18 protein-coding genes are annotated in these 19275 nt (G+C 65.2%); 11 read left to right on the top strand and 7 right to left on the bottom strand.

The genetic code is table 11. From position 1 onward, the window contains the following. Positions 1-46: 46 nt before the first annotated feature. The 5 genes from gyrB to dnaA all read right to left on the bottom strand — a co-directional run bounded on the left by gyrB (position 47) and on the right by dnaA (position 7050). Positions 47-2158, bottom strand: coding sequence for a DNA topoisomerase (ATP-hydrolyzing) subunit B (gene gyrB / locus V7Z82_RS10790; RefSeq protein WP_334151298.1), 2112 nt, complete (start codon positions 2156-2158; stop codon positions 47-49). A 118-nt stretch (positions 2159-2276) separates the two neighbouring features. Further along, positions 2277-2789 (bottom strand): DUF721 domain-containing protein, encoded by a 513-nt coding sequence (locus V7Z82_RS10785; RefSeq protein ID WP_334151294.1) that lies wholly within the window; start codon positions 2787-2789, stop codon positions 2277-2279. Then, positions 2782-4059 carry a DNA replication/repair protein RecF gene (recF, locus tag V7Z82_RS10780; protein WP_334151292.1) on the bottom strand — a complete coding sequence of 426 codons (1278 nt, stop codon included), beginning with the start codon at positions 4057-4059 and terminating at the stop codon, positions 2782-2784. The genes V7Z82_RS10785 and recF overlap by 8 nt, the downstream gene beginning before the upstream one ends. Positions 4060-4117: 58 nt before the next feature. After that, entirely contained in the window at positions 4118-5260 is a 1143-nt protein-coding gene (gene dnaN / locus V7Z82_RS10775) for a DNA polymerase III subunit beta (protein WP_334151289.1), read from the bottom strand. Positions 5261-5754: 494 nt separating this feature from the next. Further along, entirely contained in the window at positions 5755-7050 is a 1296-nt protein-coding gene (dnaA, locus tag V7Z82_RS10770; RefSeq protein ID WP_442927613.1) for a chromosomal replication initiator protein DnaA, read from the bottom strand. A gap of 441 nt (positions 7051-7491) precedes the next feature. Here dnaA and rpmH point away from each other — a divergent pair, with 441 nt between their 5' ends. The 11 genes from rpmH to V7Z82_RS10715 all read left to right on the top strand — a co-directional run bounded on the left by rpmH (position 7492) and on the right by V7Z82_RS10715 (position 17704). Continuing rightward, positions 7492-7629: a 50S ribosomal protein L34 gene (gene rpmH, locus V7Z82_RS10765; protein WP_045278552.1), complete on the top strand. Its 138-nt coding sequence runs from the start codon at positions 7492-7494 to the stop codon at positions 7627-7629. 6 nt (positions 7630-7635) lie between these two features. Then, the gene (rnpA, locus tag V7Z82_RS10760; protein ID WP_334151281.1) at positions 7636-7992 is read left to right on the top strand and encodes a ribonuclease P protein component; all 357 of its coding nucleotides are present in this window, start codon (positions 7636-7638) and stop codon (positions 7990-7992) included. Further along, positions 7989-8339, top strand: coding sequence for a membrane protein insertion efficiency factor YidD (gene yidD, locus V7Z82_RS10755; protein WP_334151278.1), 351 nt, complete (start codon positions 7989-7991; stop codon positions 8337-8339). The genes rnpA and yidD overlap by 4 nt, the downstream gene beginning before the upstream one ends. Before the next feature lie 3 nt (positions 8340-8342). Beyond that, positions 8343-9413 carry a membrane protein insertase YidC gene (yidC, locus tag V7Z82_RS10750; RefSeq protein ID WP_334151276.1) on the top strand — a complete coding sequence of 357 codons (1071 nt, stop codon included), beginning with the start codon at positions 8343-8345 and terminating at the stop codon, positions 9411-9413. After that, positions 9410-9904: a Jag family protein gene (locus V7Z82_RS10745; RefSeq protein ID WP_334151273.1), complete on the top strand. Its 495-nt coding sequence runs from the start codon at positions 9410-9412 to the stop codon at positions 9902-9904. Before yidC ends, V7Z82_RS10745 begins: the two co-directional genes overlap by 4 nt. Before the next feature lie 33 nt (positions 9905-9937). Next, positions 9938-10561 carry a 16S rRNA (guanine(527)-N(7))-methyltransferase RsmG gene (gene rsmG / locus V7Z82_RS10740; RefSeq protein ID WP_334151270.1) on the top strand — a complete coding sequence of 208 codons (624 nt, stop codon included), beginning with the start codon at positions 9938-9940 and terminating at the stop codon, positions 10559-10561. Between the two features lie 2885 nt (positions 10562-13446). Further along, a complete protein-coding gene (locus V7Z82_RS10735; RefSeq protein ID WP_334151267.1) occupies positions 13447-14322 on the top strand; it encodes a ParA family protein in 876 nt (291 codons plus the stop codon). Next, positions 14322-15284: a ParB/RepB/Spo0J family partition protein gene (locus tag V7Z82_RS10730; RefSeq protein WP_334151264.1), complete on the top strand. Its 963-nt coding sequence runs from the start codon at positions 14322-14324 to the stop codon at positions 15282-15284. The genes V7Z82_RS10735 and V7Z82_RS10730 overlap by 1 nt, the downstream gene beginning before the upstream one ends. 82 nt (positions 15285-15366) lie before the next feature. Beyond that, on the top strand, positions 15367-16815 hold the full coding sequence (locus tag V7Z82_RS10725) for a sugar porter family MFS transporter (RefSeq protein ID WP_334151262.1): 1449 nt from the start codon (positions 15367-15369) through the stop codon (positions 16813-16815). A 9-nt stretch (positions 16816-16824) separates the two neighbouring features. Continuing rightward, positions 16825-17160: a tryptophan synthase subunit alpha gene (locus tag V7Z82_RS10720; RefSeq protein ID WP_334151259.1), complete on the top strand. Its 336-nt coding sequence runs from the start codon at positions 16825-16827 to the stop codon at positions 17158-17160. Between the two features lie 16 nt (positions 17161-17176). Continuing rightward, positions 17177-17704, top strand: coding sequence for a GrpB family protein (locus V7Z82_RS10715; protein ID WP_334151257.1), 528 nt, complete (start codon positions 17177-17179; stop codon positions 17702-17704). 166 nt (positions 17705-17870) lie between these two features. Here the strand turns inward: V7Z82_RS10715 and trxA are convergent, their stop codons facing one another. Next, positions 17871-18194 (bottom strand): thioredoxin, encoded by a 324-nt coding sequence (gene trxA / locus V7Z82_RS10710; RefSeq protein ID WP_045278541.1) that lies wholly within the window; start codon positions 18192-18194, stop codon positions 17871-17873. A 68-nt stretch (positions 18195-18262) separates the two neighbouring features. Continuing rightward, positions 18263-19237: a thioredoxin-disulfide reductase gene (trxB, locus tag V7Z82_RS10705; protein ID WP_334151254.1), complete on the bottom strand. Its 975-nt coding sequence runs from the start codon at positions 19235-19237 to the stop codon at positions 18263-18265. Between the last annotated feature and the right edge of the window lie 38 nt (positions 19238-19275).

Below are 19275 nucleotides of genomic sequence, written 5' to 3'. Positions count from 1 at the left end.
TGTGTCGCGACCTGTGTCTTCGTCGGCGGGCGCTGTGCCCGGCCGATCAGATGTCCAGGAAGCGCACGTCCTTGGCGTTGCGCTGGATGAAGCTGCGGCGGGACTCGACGTCCTCGCCCATCAGCACACTGAAGATCTCGTCGGCTGCTGCGGCATCCTCGATGGTGATCTGCTGCAGCGTGCGCGTGGCGTGATCCATCGTGGTCTCCCACAGCTCCTTCGGGTTCATCTCACCGAGACCCTTGTAGCGCTGGATGCCGGCATCCTTCGGGATCCGCTTGCCGTTGTCGAGCCCGTGCTTGAGCAGGGCGTCGCGCTCGGCGTCGCTGAACACGTACTCGTGCGCCGAGTTCGACCACTTCAGGCGGTAGAGCGGCGGCATCGCGAGGTACACGAAGCCGGCCTCGATGAGTCCGCGCATGTAGCGGAACAGCAATGTCAGCAGCAGCGTCGTGATGTGCTGGCCATCGACGTCGGCATCCGCCATCAGGACGATCTTGTGATAGCGGGCCTTCTCGATGTCGAAGTCCTCGCCGATGCCGGTGCCGAAGGCCTGGATCATCGCCTGGACCTCGCGGTTGCCGAGCGCCTTGTCGAGACGCGCGCGCTCGACGTTGAGGATCTTGCCGCGGAGCGCGAGGATCGCCTGCGTGTGCGGGTCGCGGCCCTGCACCGCCGAGCCACCTGCCGAGTCACCCTCGACGAGGAAGATCTCGCTGATCGACGGGTCCTTGCTGGTGCAGTCCTTGAGCTTGTCGGGCATCGCCGCCGACTCGAACACACTCTTGCGGCGAGCGGTCTCGCGAGCCTTGCGTGCGGCGAGGCGGGCGGTCGCGGCATCCAGCGCCTTGCGGATGATGTTCTTCGCCTGCGCCGGGTTGCGGTCGAACCAGTCGCCGAGCTGATCGCCGACGACCTTCTGCACGAACGCCTTGGCCTCGGTGTTGCCGAGCTTCGTCTTCGTCTGCCCCTCGAACTGCGGCTCGCCGAGCTTGATCGAGATGACCGCGGTCAGTCCCTCTCGCACATCGTCGCCGGAGAGGTTGTCGTCCTTCTCCTTGAGGATGTTGTTCGCACGCGCGTACTTGTTGACCAGCGTGGTCAGTGCGGCGCGGAAGCCCTCCTCGTGCGTACCACCCTCGTGCGTGTTGATGGTGTTCGCGTAGGTGAAGACATTCTCGGTGTACGAGGTGGTCCACTGCATCGCGACCTCGAGCGAGATCTTGCGTGCGATGTCCTCGGACTCGAACGCGATGATCTCCTCGTTCACGACCTCGGCATGGCGCACCTTGTTCAGGTACTCGACGTAGTCGACGAGTCCGCGCTCATAGAAGAACACGTCGCCCGGCTGCTTGGTCGTCGTGGCGCCGTCTTCCTCGATCTCGTAGGCGGACGCCTCGCGCTCATCGAGGAGCTCGATGCGCAGCCCCTTGTTCAGGAACGCCATCTGCTGGAAGCGGGTGCGCAGCGTGTCGTAGTCGAAGTCGATCGTCTCGGTGAAGATCGACGCGTCCGGCCAGAACGTGATGCTGGTTCCGGTCTCGTCGGTCGCTTCGCCCTTGATGAGCTGCTGCTGCGGAACGCCGCCCTCGGCGAAGCTGTGCCGCCAGACGAAGCCCTTCTGCTTGACCGCGACGTCGAAGCGGGTGGACAGCGCATTCACGACGGACGAGCCGACACCGTGCAGACCGCCCGAGACGGCGTAGGCGCCGCCGCCGAACTTTCCACCGGCGTGCAGGATCGTCAGCACCACCTCGACGGTCGACTTCGACGGGTCGGAGGAGTGCGGGTCGACCGGGATGCCGCGGCCGTTGTCGATGACCTGCACGCCGCCGTCGGCGAGGAGGGTCACGGAGATGGTGTCTGCATAGCCGGCCAGCGCCTCGTCGACGGAGTTGTCGACGATCTCGTAGACCAGGTGGTGCAGGCCGCGAGGGCCCGTCGAGCCGATGTACATACCGGGGCGCTTGCGGACGGCTTCCAGTCCTTCGAGGATCTGGATCGAGTCAGCACCGTACTCACCGGGCTGCTTCACCTTGGGTGAGATCGAGGTGGAACGGACCTCTTCAGCAGGAGTCTCGGTCCCTGAGCCCGTCGAAGGGTCGGGGGTTCCCCCGTTGGTCGATTCAGTCTCGTCAGCAGGGGATTCAGGTGTCATCAGAGGGCATTCTCCACATCGATATCACGAACTTCCATTCTAGCGGGGTTTCGATGCGAAATCCCGCTAGACGGCCGTGTGTGGCCCTCTCAGCCGTCGGAACCCCCTCGATGGTGTCCTACCCGTAGGTATCGCGCGGGCCCCGCCCTGGGACGACTCTGGGACCCCATTTCCAGGAGGGAACGTCCGGTCCGATGAAGCGGAGGTTCTCCACGCCGGCATCCGGATAGCGTCGTCCGATCTCGGTGATGATGGTCGCGCGCATGTACTGGAGGTTCTTCGCCCAGGCCGTCGAGTCGCACTTCACGGTGAGCAGGCCGCGCTCGAGCGAGACCGGCTCGGAGTGCTTCGCAGTGTCGGCGCCCGCGAGATCGGCCCACTGACGGACGAGGTCTTCCCGCGCAAGCGGGACCTGCCAGCCGGCGTCACGGGTGAGCTTGTCGAGCACCGCGCCGAGGGCACCGGGGTCGCGACCCGGTGTGAACGGAGCGTTGTCGTCATCGACCGCGATGCGTCGCTTTCGCTTCCAGTTCTTCGAGCTGGGGTTGAGACCGCGCAGGCGCAGGTAGGTCGCGACGGTCTCCGGGGCATCGGATGCCGCGGCGGCGATGTTCGCCGAGATGTCAGTCATGCGTCGCCTCCTCGTCATCCAGTGTGCCTTGGACCTCAGACACTGTCGCTTCGTCGGTCTGCGAATCCGCCACCGTCTGGGTCCCTGACTCGGCACCCGCCTGGGTCCCTGAGCCTGTCGAAGGGTCCCGCTCATCGCTGATGGTTCCTGCGGTGATCCGCACCACGTGGGCGTGCAGCACCGCGGGAATATCCTCCTCCACCGCCGCCGTGACCACCACCTGCTCGTAACCGGCGGTCAGCGCGGCAAGGCGCTGCCGTCGGTCGGCGTCGAGCTCGGCGAAGACGTCGTCGAGGATGAGCACAGGGTCACCCGCAGGGGACTCGCTGCGCAGCAGCTCTGCCGACGCCAGTCGAAGCGCGAGTGCGATCGACCAGGATTCGCCGTGCGAGGCATAGCCCTTCACCGGCAACGAGCGCACCCGCAGGACCAGGTCGTCGCGGTGCGGTCCGGTGAGCGTGAGTCCACGCTCGAGTTCGTTCGATCGCTTGTCGCGCAGGGCCGCGTGGAACATCTCGGCGATGTCGCCCGACGTCTCGGCAGGAGCATCCACTCCATCTTCCGGATCCGCCCCGCGGACCGAGAGCGCCCAGTCGAGCTGCGGGCTGTGATCCTCGCCGGCGATCGACGCATAGGCCTCCGCGACCGGCTGCTGCAGGTCGGCCGCGAGTCGCTGTCGAGCCGTGATGATCTCGGAGCCGAGTGCGACGAGCTTGTCGTCCCAGACATCCAGCGTGCTGAGTCCCTCGCCCTTGACTCCTCTGGCCCGCGCCGACTTCAGCAGGGCGTTGCGCTGCTTGAGCACTCGGTCGTAGTCGGCCAGCACCGACGACATCCTCGGCGTGCGCTGGATCAGCAGCTGGTCGACGAACCTGCGACGAGCCGACGGATCGCCACGGACGATCTGCAGGTCCTCGGGGGCGAAGAGCACGACGTGCGCGTAGCGGGGGAGTTCGCTCGCCTTCGACGGCGACCCGTTGATGCGTGCTTTGTTCGACCCCTGCTTGTTGAGCTGCACCTCGACGAGCACTCGACGTTCGCCGTGCGCCAGCCGGGCACGGATGATCGCGTACTCCTGACCGTCGCGCACCATCGGAGCATCCGACGAGACCCGGTGCGAACCCAGAGTGGCAAGGAAGACGACGGCCTCTGCGAGATTGGTCTTGCCCTGACCGTTGCGGCCGACGAGCACGTTCGGGCCGCGGTGGAGAGCCAGGTCAGCGGTCGCATAATTGCGGAAATCGACCAGACTCAGGTGTTCCACGATCACGGGTTCACACTACCTTCGGGATCCGACATGCAGCCGAGCCCGGTGAGGACTGGCGAGCTCAGCGCAGGAGCAGGTTGGGCTGCAGCAGGTACTTGAACGAGTCGAGACCTGCCTGGTCGACCGAAGTCTGACTCGTGATCAGCACCGGGCTGAGCTTGTTCGCGTTGTCGCTCGAGGTGAACGTCACGCGGACGAACTCGCTCTTGACCGCGCCGAGAGCCTCGATCAGGTATTGCGGGTTCAGGCCGAGCGTGACCTCTTCGCCGCCGTTGAGGATCGCGTCGACCGACTCCGACGCACGGGCGTGCTCGCTACCGGAGGCATCCATGGTGACGCCGTCGTGCGAGAACGTGAAGCGGAGCGGAGCCGCACGGTCGAGCACCAGCGCCACACGGCGAACGGCCTCGACGAGGTCGGCGGTGTTGACGACCGCGTAGTGATCCGTCTGCTCGGGGAAGAGGCGGCGGACCGGCGGGAAGTTGCCCTTGATCAGCAGCGACGTCACGGTCTTGTTGCCCGAGGTGAATGCGATGATCTCGCGGTCACCTGCACCGGAGAAGGCGATCTGGATCGTGCCGGCGTGACCGAACGTCTTGCCGACCTCGAGCAGGGTGCGGGCCGGGACGAGAGCCGACTGGTCGACTGCCTCGCCATCCCACGGGACATCGCGCAGCGACACACGGTACCGGTCGGTCGCGACCAGGCTCAGGCTCTGGCCCGAGACCTCGAGCTGCACGCCGGTGAGCACCGGGGTCACGTCATCGCGCGATGCAGCGAAGCCGACCTGGGCGATCGCCGTGGCGAAGTCATCGGCCGGGACGACACCCGACGAGCCCGACACCTCGGGGATCGACGGGTATTCCTCGACCGGCATGGCGGCGAGGGTGAAGCGAGCGGAACCGCAGGTCACCGTGATGCCGCCATCGTCTTCCACGGCGATCTCGATCGGCGCGTTCGGCAGACGGTTCGCGATGTCGGAGAGCAGACGACCGTGCACCAGGATCGTGCCGGGGGTCTCGACGGTGGCTTCGATCGTCGTGCGTGCCGAGGCTTCGTAGTCGAATGCCGAGAGGGTGAGCCCGGATCCGTCAGCCTCGATCAGGACTCCGGCGAGAATCGGCTGCGGATTGCGCTGCGGCAGCAGCTTGACGACGAACGAGACAGCCTCGCTGAAGACATCGCGGTTGACCTGAAACCTCACGGGTGCTCCCTTGTCGTCATTCTGAGACGTGATCGTCGTCTTTCCCTGTGCAGGGCTTCCCATGCTAGCCCCACAGTCCTGCTGATCCCTACGCCCGAGACTTTTGGGATTCGGATCCGGATCCATCCACCGTCTGGTGATCGGATCGAGCTTCTTCAGGGTTAACTCCTTAACGGTGTTAACAACTGTTGAAACTGTGGATAAGTCGGTGGAAAGCAGACGCGAGTAGGGAACTACACGGTTGTCAGTTGTGGAAACCCTGAGGAATACGGGGCTGGACGGCATCCGCGGTGATGTCGACTTCGCCGGAGTTATCCACAGGTTTCTGGATTTCCCACACATTCGTCCCGATCCGAGCACCAGTCATCCACAAGTTATCCACATGTGCATAGAGGCATCTATCGGATGGGCTCGGGGCGTGTCGGGACAGCGAAAAGGGGACGCACCATCCGTTTCGGATGCTGCGCCCCCTCCCGATGAGGCCGATCGCCGTCTCAGCGGCGACCCAGCTGCGTGGTGATCTCGGTGACCTGGTTGTAGATCGAGCGACGCTCCTTCATGAGCTCGCTGATCTTCTTGTAGGCGTACATCACCGTCGTGTGGTCGCGGTTGCCGAACAGCTGTCCGATCTTCGGGAGCGAGAGGCTCGTGCGCTCACGGCACAGATACATGGCGATCTGTCGCGACGTGGCGATCTGCTGCGAGCGGCTCGAGCCGTAGAGGTCGTCGACCGTGAGCTTGAAGTATTGAGCGGTCGCCGTGATGATGTCGGTCGGCGAGATGATGTTGTCCTCCGCCGTGTCGACGATGTCCCGCAGCACGGTCTGGGCGAGGGAGATGTCGAGGGCCGAGCGGTTCAGGCTCGCGAAGGCCGAGACGCGGATCAGCGCACCCTCGAGCTCGCGGATGTTCGACGACACCACGGTCGCGATGTACTCGAGCACCTCGTCCGGGATGTGGAGCGCCTCGCTCTGAGCCTTCTTCCGGAGGATCGCGATACGAGTCTCGAGGTCGGGCGCCTGCACGTCCGTGATCAGACCCCACTCGAAGCGGCTGCGCATCCGATCCTCGAAGCCGGTCAGATGCTTCGGTGCGACATCGCTCGTGATCACCACCTGCTTGTTGTGGTCGTGGAGCGTGTTGAAGGTGTGGAAGAAGGCTTCCTGCGTCTCGGCGCGTCCCTGCAGGAACTGGATGTCGTCGATCAGGAGGATGTCGACCTCGCGATAGCGCGCCTGGAATGCGGCACCGCGGTTGTTGGCGATCGAGTTGATGAAGTCGTTCGTGAACTCCTCGCTCGACACGTACCGCACCTTGACCCCCGGATAGAGGGACTGCGCGTAGTCGCCGATCGCGTGCAGAAGGTGCGTCTTGCCGAGCCCGGAGTCGCCGTAGATGAACAGCGGGTTGTATGCCTTCGCCGGCGCCTCGGCCACGGCGACCGCCGCCGCATGCGCGAAGCGGTTGGACTGACCGATCACGAAGTTATCGAAGGTGTACTTCGGGTTGAGACGCGATTCGTGGCGCATCTGCGTCGGCTGCTCCATGGGCGACTCGACGCGCTGCTGCTGGTGCTCCTGACGCGCGAAGTCGCCGTCCTGCCTGCCGAAGTCGCCGATCGAGATCGGTGCGGTCGGCTGTTCGGCGAGCTCATGGTTCACGACCACGCGGAAGGAGGTGACCTCGTCGCCGATATGCGAGAGCGCCTCCATGATCGGCAGGCGAAGGCGCTTGTTGATCTGTGCGGCGGTGAGGTCGTTCGGCACGTCGAGGTACAGCGTCGCAGCCATCACGCCGGCCGGGACGGCAAGGCTCAGGAAGCCCTGGAGCTGCGGAGTGACACGGTCGTCATCGACGAGCAGCTCCTGCACCGTGGTCCAGATCGGAACGTCGGGCTGGGCTGGTGATGACATGACGCTCCGCGCGGGGGTTCGGTGAGGCCCCGTTCGTGCTCCGGCGACCTGTGGATAACTTCGGATGCCACGGTAGTCACCGTGGCCCCGATCAGCAACCTGGCCTTGAAAACACACGCGCGTGTTGTGCGAGGCTGCTGCGCGCAGGTTGTGGATAATGGCTGTGCGGTACTCACCAGAGGCCACGTCACGGCGCGCAGATTTGCTCTGCGCGCCGCCAGGACGTACCCTTACTTGGTTGACTTATGCCATTTTTTTGGCAGTTCCCCATGTCTCCGGTCAGAGTGAATCCGGTGGCAGCATTCTCGGAGTGATTCCATGACTAAGCGCACCTTCCAGCCCAACAACCGTCGCCGCGCCAAGAAGCACGGCTTCCGTGCCCGCATGCGCACGCGTGCAGGCCGCGGCATCCTCGCAGCCCGCCGTGCGAAGGGCCGCACCGAGCTCTCCGCGTAAGCCGCTGTGCTCGCCCGCCCGTATCGACTGACCCGCGGGAGCGACTATCGTCTGGTCGTTCGACGTGGATCGCGTTGTGGCGGGGCGCGCGTCGTCACCTCGATGTGGTCGACGGGTGAGAGCAGAGCCGTACGGTTCGGATTCATCATCAGCAAGCAGGTCGGGAACGCCGTCGTGCGCAACACCGTTCGACGGCGACTGAAAGCCGTCTGCGCGGAGGCGCTGCCACGCGTCCCTGAGGGCACGGATGTCGTCATCCGTGCCCTTCCTGCATCCGCCACAGCGACCTACGCCGAGTTGAGCGCCGATGTGAACAGGTGCCTCGCTCGACTGCAGCGCGCACCGCTCGAGGTGTCGGCATGACTGCCCTGCCGGCGTCGTCGATCGGGACGGCACATCTGCGCGGCACGGACCTCTGGCGGAGCATCCCGCTCCTGCCGCGGAACCTCGTGCTCGGGTTCCTCACCGGGTATCGCAAGGTGATCTCTCCGATGTACGGAGATGTGTGTGCCTACTATCCCTCCTGTTCGGCTTACGCTGTAGGTGCGGTGCAGCAGCACGGCGCTGTGCGGGGAACTGCTCTCTCTGTCTGGCGCATCCTCCGCTGCAATCCCTGGACTCGCGGTGGCGTCGACGACGTACAGCCGCATAAGCACTTCCATCACGACCTGACTGCATCCGGTTTCGTCGTCCCTTCCCGAAAGGACTGAACGGTGGGCCTTGATCTCCTGCTCGCCAGCGTCTCACCGTCGCCGGCCCCGTCTTCCGGTGGATTCGATCTGATCGGAACCATCCTCTGGCCGCTGAAGTGGGTCGTCGAGCTCGTGCTCGTCGCCTGGCACTGGCTGCTCACCACGGTGGGCCTGCCTGCCGCCTCCGGTCTCACCTGGGTGCTGTCGATCGTCGGCCTCGTCATCGTGGTGCGCGCTGCCCTGATCCCGCTGTTCGTGAAGCAGATCAAGAGCCAGCGAAAGATGATGGAAATCGCTCCTGAACTGCGGAAAGTTCAGGAGAAGTATCGCGGCAAGAAGGATCAGCTCTCTCGTGAGGCGATGAGCCGCGAGACCATGGCGCTGTACAAGAAGCACGGCACGACGCCGATGTCGAGCTGTCTGCCGCTGCTCGTGCAGATGCCCATCTTCTTCTCCCTGTTCAGTGTGCTCAGCGACGTGAAGAAGCATGCCGAGGCGGGGATCGGTGGTGTGGGTTTCATGAGCCCTGAGCTCACCAAGGAGTTCTACGACGCCAAGCTGTTCGACGTCGCCTCGCTCCACGAGACTCTCGGCAACGCGGTCGACGCCGGCAACACCACGGCGATCATCATCCTGGTCACGCTCGTCGTGCTCATGATCGGCTCGCAGTTCTTCACCCAGCTGCAGATCATCTCGAAGAACCTGTCGCCTGAGGCCAAGACCGGCCAGGCGTACCAGATGCAGAAGATCATGCTCTACATCCTGCCGCTGGGCTTCATCTTCTCCGGTGTCTTCTTCCCGCTCGGCGTCGTCGTCTACTGGTTCATCTCGAACCTCTGGACCATGGGCCAGCAGTTCCTCGTCATCCGTGAGATGCCGACGCCCGGATCCGAGGCAGCCAAGGCCCGCGAAGAGCGTCTGGCTCGCAAGGGCAAGGCGATCGACTCGTCCGGCAAGATCATCCCGATGGCCGCGTACGAGGCAGAGCAGCAGCGTCTGCTCGCCGAGGCCGAGAAGGCCAAGGCGGAAGCCCCCAAGCGTCAGCAGCCGGTGGGCAAGAAGCGTGCGAAGAAGAAGGGCAGCGCGTCATGACCGACAGCATCACCACCACTAGCGTCGAGCCCACTGTCGCTCAGCTCGAGAACGAGGGCGACGTCGCCGCGGACTACCTCGAAGAACTCCTCGACATCGCGGACATCGATGGCGACCTCAACCTGGATGTACGCCAGGGCCGTGCCTACGTGTCGGTCGAGGCGGAGGACGACGGCCTTGCGCTGCTCTCCGCTCCGGACACCGTGCAGGCACTGCAGGAGCTGACCCGCCTCGCGGTGCAGAACAAGACCGGCGCGTTCTCGCGCCTGATCCTCGACATCGGCGGATCGCGCGATGCTCGTCGTCGTCAGCTGGAGAAGCTGGTGGATGCTGCCGGCGTGAAGCTCGACGAGGGCGCCTCACAGGCTTCGCTGCCCGCAATGTCGAGTTACGAGCGCAAGCTGGTGCACGACATCGCGTCCGAGCGTGGTCTCGTCTCCGAGTCATACGGCGAGGGTGCAGACCGTCACACGGTCCTTCGTCGTCGTTGATGTTTCACGTGAAACATTGCATCGGATGCTGCGATGAGTGACCTCGAGGTCGAGCCCGCTGTTGCAGTGGAGCTCTTCGGGGATCGCATCGAGGTCGCCCGTGCCTTCACGAATGCGCTCGCAGAGCAGGGAGAGGAGCGCGGACTCATCGGTCCGCTCGAACTCCCGCGGCTCTGGAGCCGGCACATTCTGAACAGCGTCATTGCCGCACCGCTGTTCCACGGTTCTGTCGCAGACATCGGTTCCGGGGCGGGACTGCCTGGGCTGGTCCTTGCGATTGCTCGCCCTGACGTGCACTGGACCTTGATCGAACCCATGGAGCGCAGGGTGACCTGGCTCTCCGAACAGGTCGATGCACTGGCGCTCGAGAACGTCGAGATCCTGCGCGCGCGGGCAGAAGACGTCCGTCACCCCACGGGATTCGACGTCGTGACGGCTCGTGCGGTGAGTGCGTTGCGGACGTTGATTCCACTGACGGCACCGCTCGTACGTGATGGCGGTGAGATCACCGTGCTCAAGGGCATGAATGCTGCGAACGAGATCGAAGCCGCGCAGAAGCAGATCAAGAAGTTCAAGCTGACGGACGTGCGCGTCGAGGTGCTCGGTGAGGGAGTTCTCACTGAGACCACCCGAGTGGTGCGGGCGGTTGTTCGATAGCAGGTGTTTCACGTGAAACATCTGGGCGGAGTGGCGCGCTGGCTTGGTTTGCAGGCGATCGGCTTGTCTCACTCGTCGGGAGACCCTCGCGGCGTGCGCTCTGCCGATAGTCGCTCGGAACGCCCATCGCCGTCGCACTCTGACGCGCCACCTCGCTCGCACGCGGTGACGGGCGTACGTGGCGCTGGGCGCCGGCCTCTTCGCTTGAGGATTCGTCGGCGGGGAGAAACCTATGTTTCACGTGAAACATAGGTACGCCTCGGAACGGCGGATGCGATCGCGAGTGATCCCAGTGGCCCTGGCAGCCAGATTCCGGGTGTGACGCGCTCGGGTGATTCTTTCCCTGTGGGGGATCCCTCCCTGTTTCGTATGTTCGGCATCGCAACTGGCCTGAATGACGTGTGGTGGTGGCGGTTCAGTGTGGCGTTCGCGAGCGAACTCCCGGACAGGGCGTACCACGTGTTTCACGTGAAACCCCGTGCGTATACGGCGCGAAGTGACGAGTTCCTGGTCTGGGTGCTGTGGCGAGTGGCCTGGTCGAGAGAGTCCGAACCTCGTTTCGCGCCCGCGCCCAGAGTCACCGCAGTTGGGAGGCATGGTCCCAGAGTGTGGGGCATCCGTGTCCGTTCACGGAGGCAACGCCCCGGAAGCTGCTTCCTGCCGCCCAGCTGCATGAGACTGGCGACGACTGGCGGCACGAGCACATCACGAGAAGCCTCGACACGCTGTTGCTCACTCAGGTCAGTCAAAGCCAATCGGCGATCTTCGCCACGTCAGCCGCTGGACCTGGTGAGGCGTTGCGAGACAGTTCGCAATCATGACGTTTCACGTGAAACGCCTGGCACGTCCCTACCCCGGAGCGCAGACTGGACCGTTCGTCATGGCCTGCTTGCAGCGGAGAGCTGCTCGGCATATCGAGGCTCAAAGACAGGAATGTGCCGGTCCTGTGCTCGTCGGACACTCCAGGAGGTAGCGGGGTTACGGGCCGATGCAGTCTCGGGGACAGTACCGCGGGAGCACGGGTGTGGAATGAGAACGAAAGCGAGGGCCGCCACGTGCATCGGAGCCGGCCCCTCGTCACGGTGTCGAGATTGGTTGACGGCGAACAACTCGCCGACTACTGGCCGATCTGTACGAACTTCGGCCGAAAACGAGGTGTTGCCCAGGGAGGGGAGTGCCACGCGTATGACGTGGAATCGCCCTCGTCTGCGGTTCCATTCACGCCTTGACTGCGTCATCCACCCACTCGGCACCGGCTGATGCGTGCGCTGGTCTCAGGTCCGACGGCCCCTCTGCGTCCGCGTCTTGGCTGCGTCTCGTTGCTGCGTCTCGTGGCTGCGTCGCCTCGGCGATGCGTCTGAGGACCAGCACGGATGGGCACCAAAACAGGACGAGCCGTCTTCGATCGCCCTCCGGGAGGGGAGCGAGCGACGTTTCACGTGAAACATCTCGACATCGCATTCCGCTCGGTGTTCCGTGCAGGCCCAACAATTCGTTGGAGCAGGTACTGATGACTCCATTCACTGCGGATCCGGGCGATGCGCACCTGGCGTCGTCGTCTGGCTTGCGTGCTCGCTGACGACCCCCGGTCTTTACAGAGGCGGAGCCTGGGTAGATATCGGCGAACCTGCGTCGTTTCCTCGTGAACGGGAGTGCCAGAAGTTTCACGTGAAACACGACGGCAGCGTTCCTGGCGCTCCTCGTCTCGACACCGTCAGCGACTCGCTCGGCTGACGGTGCCGTCGTCTCGATCTTCATCGTCGAGACTGCAGTATCCGCGCTAGCGTGACCGGGTTGATCGCGAGCTCGTCACCGGGGTCTGATGCGCTCATTCCGGCCGGCCGGGGGCGGACGCGCCGAGCACGCGCATCTCGACGCGGAGAGGGGAGTGCCACAGGTCGCACACAGATCGACCGCAGATGTCCGTTGCCGTCAGCGGTTCGACCGGCTCAGCGACCCAGGTCGTGGGGAATGCCACGTTGGGGCATTGCCATCGCGAGCGGGACGAACACGGCGATGTCACCTCAGCTCTCGGTCGTCGGCGTCTGGCGTGCTCGATGCACTTTCGCCTGCTCGCGCGCTGACCGAACCGCGCTTCTGCCCCGGTCGGGGAGTGGCAGATGTTTCACGGGAAACAGGTTCGGAATGCGAGCACCAGTCGCTTCGACAGGCTCAGCGACCCACGGTGGCGCGGCCCGGAGGTTGCTCGACGCCAGAGGTGGCACGGCCCGGATGTGGCACGGCCCGGATGTGGCGCGGCCGGGAGGTGGCAGGGCCCGGATGTGGCGCGGCCGGGAGTTGGCGCGGCCGGGAGTTGGCGCGGCCTGGACGTGGCAGGGCCCGGATGTGGCATGGCTCGGAGGTGGTGCGGCTTGGAGGTGGTGCGGCTTGGAGGTGGTGCGGCTTGGAGGTGGTGCGGCCTGGAGGTGGTGCGGCCTGGAGGTGGTGCGGCCGGGATGTGGCGGGGCCGGGATGTGGTGCGGCCGGGAGGTGGCGGGGCCCGGATGTGGCATGGCCCGGATGTGGCATGGCTCGGAGGTGGCGCGGCTCGGATCTGGTGCGGCCTGGAGGTGGCATGGCCCCACGTGCACCTCACAGGGGTGACACCCCTCACCACGCGTTGCCGGGACTCCCCGCACGCAGCCGCGGAGTAAGCGGGACGCTGCGAACAGTGTCCCCCTCTGTCGACCAGCGCACGGCAGCGACACCGAGCAATGCCAGCGGACCCCCACCACACGCCCCGAAAGCAGGACACGAACCATCCCCGAAACGCACGCGAATGAGAGAACGTCCACCCCAGCGATTAGAGTGGAACGCGGCCCCGAAAGGAGTGGATGTTTCACGTGAAACAGTCCGAAAAGGCATCCTCGAACGATTCGTTCGGTATGGATACACCGCTCGCGCGGGAACTCGCAGACCTCTCGGCTCGCCGACGCACGCTGGAATCCACGAAAGTGGAGTTCAGTGGGGATACCCGCGTGCTGACCGTGTCGAATCAGAAGGGTGGCGTGGGGAAGACCACGACCGCCGTGAACACCGCCGCCGCTCTCGCCGGCCTCGGCGCGAAGGTCCTGGTGATCGACCTCGATCCGCAGGGCAACGCATCGACCGCGCTGGGTGTGCCGCACAGTGCGGACACACCGAGCGTCTATGACGTGCTGATCAACGACACCGCCTTGGCGGACATCGTGCAGCAGAGCCCGGAGGATCCGAACCTCCTCTGCGCTCCCAGTACGATTCACCTCGCCGGCGCGGAGATCGAGCTGGTGAGCCAGGTCGCACGTGAGCACCGCCTCCGTCGTGCACTCGAGGAGTACCTCGAAAGCACGCACATCGACTTCGTGATCATCGACTGCCCTCCATCGCTCGGGCTCCTCACGATCAACGCGTTCACCGCGGCATCCGAGGTCTTCATCCCGATTCAGTGCGAGTACTACGCACTCGAGGGACTGAGTCAGCTGCTCGGCAGCATCCAGATGATCCAGAAGCATCTGAACCCCAAGCTGCACCTCTCAACCATCCTGCTGACGATGTTCGATGGGCGCACGCGCCTTGCGCAGCAGGTGGCGGATGAGGTGCGCACCCACTTCCCGACCCAGGTGCTCGAAACCGTCATCCCGCGCTCCGTGCGGGTGTCGGAGGCGCCGAGTTTCGGACAGACCGTGATCGCCTACGATGGGCAATCCGCCGGCGCGATCGCCTACCGCGAAGCAGCTGTCGAGATCGCGTCGCGTGCAGCGGCGCAGAGCAAGGAGAAATGATGGCGAAGCGCACTGGATTGGGCCGTGGAATCGGCGCTCTCATCCCCACCGCGGACCAGTCAGAGCGGCCGGTCGACGTGTTCTTCCCCGGAGCGAGTCTCCGTCCGGCATCCGAGACCACAGCGCCGGAGCCGGCAGCCGATCTCGCCGCTGTCCCCGGCATCCACCTGGTGCACGTCGATCCGAACTCGATCGTGCCGAACCCGCGCCAGCCGCGCACGCACTTCAACCCGGAGGACCTCGCGGAGCTGGTGCACAGCGTCCGGGAGTTCGGCGTGCTGCAGCCTGTCGTCGTCCGCAAGAACGGCGAGGGCGAGTACGAGCTGATCATGGGGGAGCGGCGTACGCGCGCTGCTCGCGAGGCCGGGCTCGAGACGATCCCGGTGATCGTCCGTGAGACCGCTGACGAGGATCTGCTCCGTGACGCGCTGCTCGAGAACCTGCACCGCTCGGAGCTCAACCCGCTGGAAGAGGCATCCGCCTACCAGCAGCTGCTCGAGGACTTCGGGATCACGCAGGAGGAGCTGGCGACCCGTATCGGTCGCTCCCGCCCGCAGATCAGCAACACGATCCGTCTGCTCAAGCTGCCGGTGCCGGTGCAGCAGCGCGTCGCAGCAGGCGTCCTCACGGCGGGCCATGCGCGAGCGATCCTCAGTCTCGACACGCCTGAAGCGATGCAGCGTCTCGCCGACAAGGTCGTGAACGAGGACCTCTCGGTCCGCGCGACGGAAGAGGCGGCGAAGAACCTGCCCGCGGCCGGCGCGAGGACGACGAAGGCGACGCCCGGTGCACGCCGCGCGTATCTCGACGAGGTCGCCGGCAAGCTCGGCGACCGATTGAACACCCGCGTGAAGATCGCTCTGGGTGCTCGCAAAGGCCAGGTCACCATCGATTTCGCGTCGATCCAAGATCTGAACCGCATTCTCGAGGAACTCGGCGAGGAGAGCTACGGTCGGAGCTGATCCTTTCCACGTTCGCGGGTGATCCCCGCGGACCGGACCGACAGGCCTAGACTCGCGTCAGATGATGTCGAGGAGGGGCACAATGTCGCGCACACAGCCTGGTTCACCCATACGAGGTCGCGTCATCGCGGTCAGTATCGCTGCCGCTCTCGGCGGCTTCCTGTTCGGGTTCGACACCGCCGTGATCAACGGCGCAGTGGATGCCCTGGCTGGCAGCCAGTCGGGCTTCGATCTCGGCGTCGGCCTCAAGGGCTTCGCCGTGTCGTCGGCGCTGATCGGCTGCGCTGTCGGTGCGTGGTTCGCCGGTCCGCTGGCCAACCGCTTCGGCCGCATCCCTGTCATGGTCGTCGCGGCCGTGCTCTTCCTCCTCTCCTCGCTCGGATCCGGCTTCTCCTTCGGAGTCGTCGACCTGATCATCTGGCGTGTCGTGGGCGGACTCGGTGTCGGCGCGGCATCCGTCATCGCACCGGCGTACATCGCCGAGGTGTCGCCGGCGCACGTCCGCGGACGGCTGGGGTCGCTGCAGCAGCTCGCGATCGTCACCGGTATCTTCATCGCCCTGCTCTCCGACGCGATGCTCGCGAACGTCGCGGGAGGCGCTGCGGAGCCGCTGTGGGGCCTGGACGCCTGGCGCTGGATGTTCATCGCCGGTGCAGTCCCCTCGATCGTCTACGGCGTCATGTCGCTGCGGCTGCCGGAGTCACCGCGGTACCTCGTGGCGAAGGGGCAGCTCGACAAGGCGACCGAGGTGCTGACGACCGTCACCGGGGCCGTCGATGTGAAGGCGAAGATCGCCGAGATCACCGGCACGCTCAACACTGAGCGCACCGAGTCGCTGCGCGACCTGCGTGGGAACCGGCTCGGACTGAAGCCGATCGTCTGGGTCGGCATCCTGCTCTCGGTCTTCCAGCAGTTCGTCGGCATCAACGTGATCTTCTACTACTCGACGACGCTGTGGCAGTCGGTCGGATTCGGCGAGTCTGAAGCCCTCCTCATCACCGTGATCACCTCCGTCACGAACATCGTGGTGACGATCGTCGCGATCCTCCTCGTCGACAAGGTCGGCCGCCGGATCATGCTCCTGGTCGGCTCTGTCGGCATGACGCTCACGCTGGGGCTGATGGCGCTCGCGTTCTCCTTCGGGACACTGGATGCCGCGGGCGCGGTGACGCTCCCGGATCCGTGGGCCACCGTCGCACTCATCTGCGCGAACGGCTTCGTCGTCTTCTTCGGAGCCACCTGGGGTCCGCTCGTGTGGGTGCTGCTGGGCGAGATGTTCCCGAACTCGATCCGCGCCGGCGCCCTCGCAGTCGCTGCAGCGGCGCAGTGGGTCGCGAACTTCTTCATCTCGACGACGTTCCCCGCCTTCTCGGCGATCGGCCTGCCGTTCGCCTACGGGTTCTACGCGTTCTTCGCGCTGCTCTCGTTCTTCTTCGTGTACTTCAAGGTTGCGGAGACCAAGGGCAAGGAGCTCGAGGATATGCAGGAGGACACCAAGGTCGAGCGCCGACCACGTCGGAGTCGCGCGTAGGCTGGAAGCATGAGCGAGTCCGTCCCCCGTCGCGCCAGCCTCGAAGTGCTGCGAGCAGAAGCGGCTGACGAACTCGCGGTCATCGTGCAGGAGCGCCTCCTCGGTGGTGAAGACCCCTGGGAGTTCATGGAGGAGCTGCCGAGCGTCGATGAGCTCGTCGTGTACCTCCTGCGCGCCGACAACATCACCGCGAACGACGGTGTGCGCCCGAATGAGGCCCGTCACTACCGTGTGCTGCGCCAGATCGCCCTGGAGTACCCCGAGCTCACTCCGGCTGTCTGGGGGCTGCTCGACGAGAAGCAGCGCCACCGACGCTGGGATCCGACCGTCGCCGACGCGTCCTGACCGCGCGCCTCTGACCATGCCTCGGCAGCTCGTGTCGTACGACCCGGCGTGGCCGGGGCGTTTCGCGGAGATCGCTGCGGAGCTGCGTGCGCACGGCGACCCTGACTGGGTGATCGAGCACATCGGCTCCACGGCCGTGCCAGGGATGCGCGCGAAGCCGATCATCGACATCGCGGTGCGGATCGAGAGCGTCGATGACTTCGACGCGCATCGAGGGGCCCTCGAGGCGATCGGCTGGGAGATCGGCAGTGGTGTGCGCAGCCACCCCGTCATGGTGTTCGAGGAGCACGGCATCCGGACCCGCATCGCGCACTTCTTCGCAGCATCCGAGTGGGATGCCGTGAACCAGCGGATCCTTCGAGATTGGCTCCTGGCGCACCCTGAGGATGCCGATCGCTACACGCACGCGAAATGCGACGCTGTGGCCGCCGCTGCGCGTGGGACGTCGACGTACAACGCGGCCAAGGGTCCGGTGATCCAGGAGATCGTCGACCGCGCGCGCCAGGCGCAGGGGCTGCCCCACGTCGACGCCTCCGACAAATGAGCCGTCGGGCGCCCGATCTGCCGACGCGGTCCCGATCCGCTGACAGGGGGCGCGGAGGCATCCGCTGATCGGGGCCGGCTCAGCAGATCGTGACGAGTCCCAGGGACATGCGAACGGGCCGCCGCCTCCCGGAGGAGAGACGACGGCCCGATTCGCGTGGAGGGGATCAGCCGATGAAGTCGGCGAGGTCCTTCTCGAGGGCGAACTTCGGCTTGGCGCCGATGATGGTCGTCTTGACCTCACCGCCGTGGAACACCTTCATCGCCGGGATCGACGTGATCTGGTACTTCATGGCGAGCTCGGGGTTCTCGTCGACGTTGAGCTTGAGGATCGTGATCTTGTCGGGGTTGTCCGACTGGATCTCGTCCAGCACCGGGGCGACCATGCGACACGGGCCGCACCATTCCGCCCAGAAGTCCACCAGCACGGGACCGTCGGCCTGCAGTACGTCCTGCTCCCAGGTCGCCTGGCTCGTAGCCTTTGCACTCATCAGAGTTCTCCTTGATTCGAGGTTCGTCAGCTATAACAGCAGACGAGGGGAAACTGTTCCCACCGCGCTCAGGCGGTGATGACCTCTGCGGCCTCCGCAGCGGGGACCTCGACCGACATGTCCTCCAGGTCGGCGAGGAAGTGCTCTGCGTCGAGGGCCGCGACGGTTCCCGAACCGGCAGCCGTGATGGCCTGACGGTAGTGGGGATCGATCACGTCGCCGGCGGCGAACACACCGGGCACCGAGGTGACGGACGAGCGTCCGTCGACCCAGATCGTGCCCTCGGGGGTCAGCTGCAGCTTCTCGTGCACGAGGTGCGTGCGCGGGTCGTTGCCGATCGCGACGAACAGACCATCGAGCGGGAGGTCGCGCAGCGTGCCGTCGACCGTGGAGCGCAGCTGGACGCCGTTGACGGCGGTCTCACCGAGGATCTCTGCGACCTCGCTGTTCCAGATGAACTCGATCTTCTCGTTCGCGAAGGCGCGCTCCTGCATGATCTTGGAGGCGCGAAGAGAGTCCTTGCGGTGGATGACGTAGACCTTGGACGCGAAGCGGGTGAGGAACGTGGCCTCTTCCATCGCGGAGTCGCCGCCGCCGACGACCGCGATCGTCTTCTCACGGAAGAAGAATCCGTCGCACGTCGCGCACCAGGAGACGCCGTAACCGGAGAGACGCTCTTCGCCGGTGACACCGAGCTTGCGGTACGCCGAGCCGGTCGCGTAGATCAGCGTCTGCGTCTCGTGCACGGTGCCGCTGCCGAGCGTGACCTTCTTGACGGGCCCGGCGAGATCGAGTTCGGTGACGTCGTCGTAGACGACCTCCGTGCCGAACTTCTCAGCCTGCTCCTGGAACTTGGCCATGAGCTCGGGGCCCTGGATGCCATCGGGGAAGCCGGGGTAGTTCTCGACCTCGGTGGTGTTCATCAGCTCGCCGCCGACCTCGACCGAGCTCGCGATGAGCAGCGGCTTGAGGTTCGCTCTGGCTGCGTAGATGGCAGCCGTGAATCCGGCGGGGCCGGAGCCGATGATGATGACCTGACGCATGTGCTCTCCGTCTGTGAAACTGCGGTCGAATGACCTTC

Origin of the sequence: Microbacterium sp., assembly GCF_036823965.1 — a bacterium.
Lineage (GTDB): Bacteria > Actinomycetota > Actinomycetes > Actinomycetales > Microbacteriaceae > Microbacterium.
Note: the sequence above shows the minus strand (reverse complement) of the source record. Positions and strands in the feature narration are given on the sequence as shown.

Bases quoted from the DNA above. Each gene is read 5' to 3' on its own strand.
- V7Z82_RS10720 (WP_334151259.1), top strand. From the start codon at position 16,825: ATGAGCGAGTCCGTCCCCCGTCGCGCCAGCCTCGAAGTGCTGCGAGCA.
- V7Z82_RS10725 (WP_334151262.1), top strand. From the start codon at position 15,367: ATGTCGCGCACACAGCCTGGTTCACCCATACGAGGTCGCGTCATCGCG.
- trxA (WP_045278541.1), bottom strand. From the start codon at position 18,194: ATGAGTGCAAAGGCTACGAGCCAGGCGACCTGGGAGCAGGACGTACTG.
- trxB (WP_334151254.1), bottom strand. From the start codon at position 19,237: ATGCGTCAGGTCATCATCATCGGCTCCGGCCCCGCCGGATTCACGGCT.
- V7Z82_RS10785 (WP_334151294.1), bottom strand. From the start codon at position 2,789: ATGACTGACATCTCGGCGAACATCGCCGCCGCGGCATCCGATGCCCCG.
- V7Z82_RS10730 (WP_334151264.1), top strand. From the start codon at position 14,322: ATGGCGAAGCGCACTGGATTGGGCCGTGGAATCGGCGCTCTCATCCCC.
- yidD (WP_334151278.1), top strand. From the start codon at position 7,989: ATGACTGCCCTGCCGGCGTCGTCGATCGGGACGGCACATCTGCGCGGC.
- V7Z82_RS10715 (WP_334151257.1), top strand. From the start codon at position 17,177: ATGCCTCGGCAGCTCGTGTCGTACGACCCGGCGTGGCCGGGGCGTTTC.
- V7Z82_RS10735 (WP_334151267.1), top strand. From the start codon at position 13,447: ATGGATACACCGCTCGCGCGGGAACTCGCAGACCTCTCGGCTCGCCGA.
- V7Z82_RS10745 (WP_334151273.1), top strand. From the start codon at position 9,410: ATGACCGACAGCATCACCACCACTAGCGTCGAGCCCACTGTCGCTCAG.
- rpmH (WP_045278552.1), top strand. From the start codon at position 7,492: ATGACTAAGCGCACCTTCCAGCCCAACAACCGTCGCCGCGCCAAGAAG.
- rsmG (WP_334151270.1), top strand. From the start codon at position 9,938: ATGAGTGACCTCGAGGTCGAGCCCGCTGTTGCAGTGGAGCTCTTCGGG.
- gyrB (WP_334151298.1), bottom strand. From the start codon at position 2,158: ATGACACCTGAATCCCCTGCTGACGAGACTGAATCGACCAACGGGGGA.
- dnaA (WP_442927613.1), bottom strand. From the start codon at position 7,050: ATGGCTGCGACGCTGTACCTCGACGTGCCGAACGACCTCACCGCCGCA.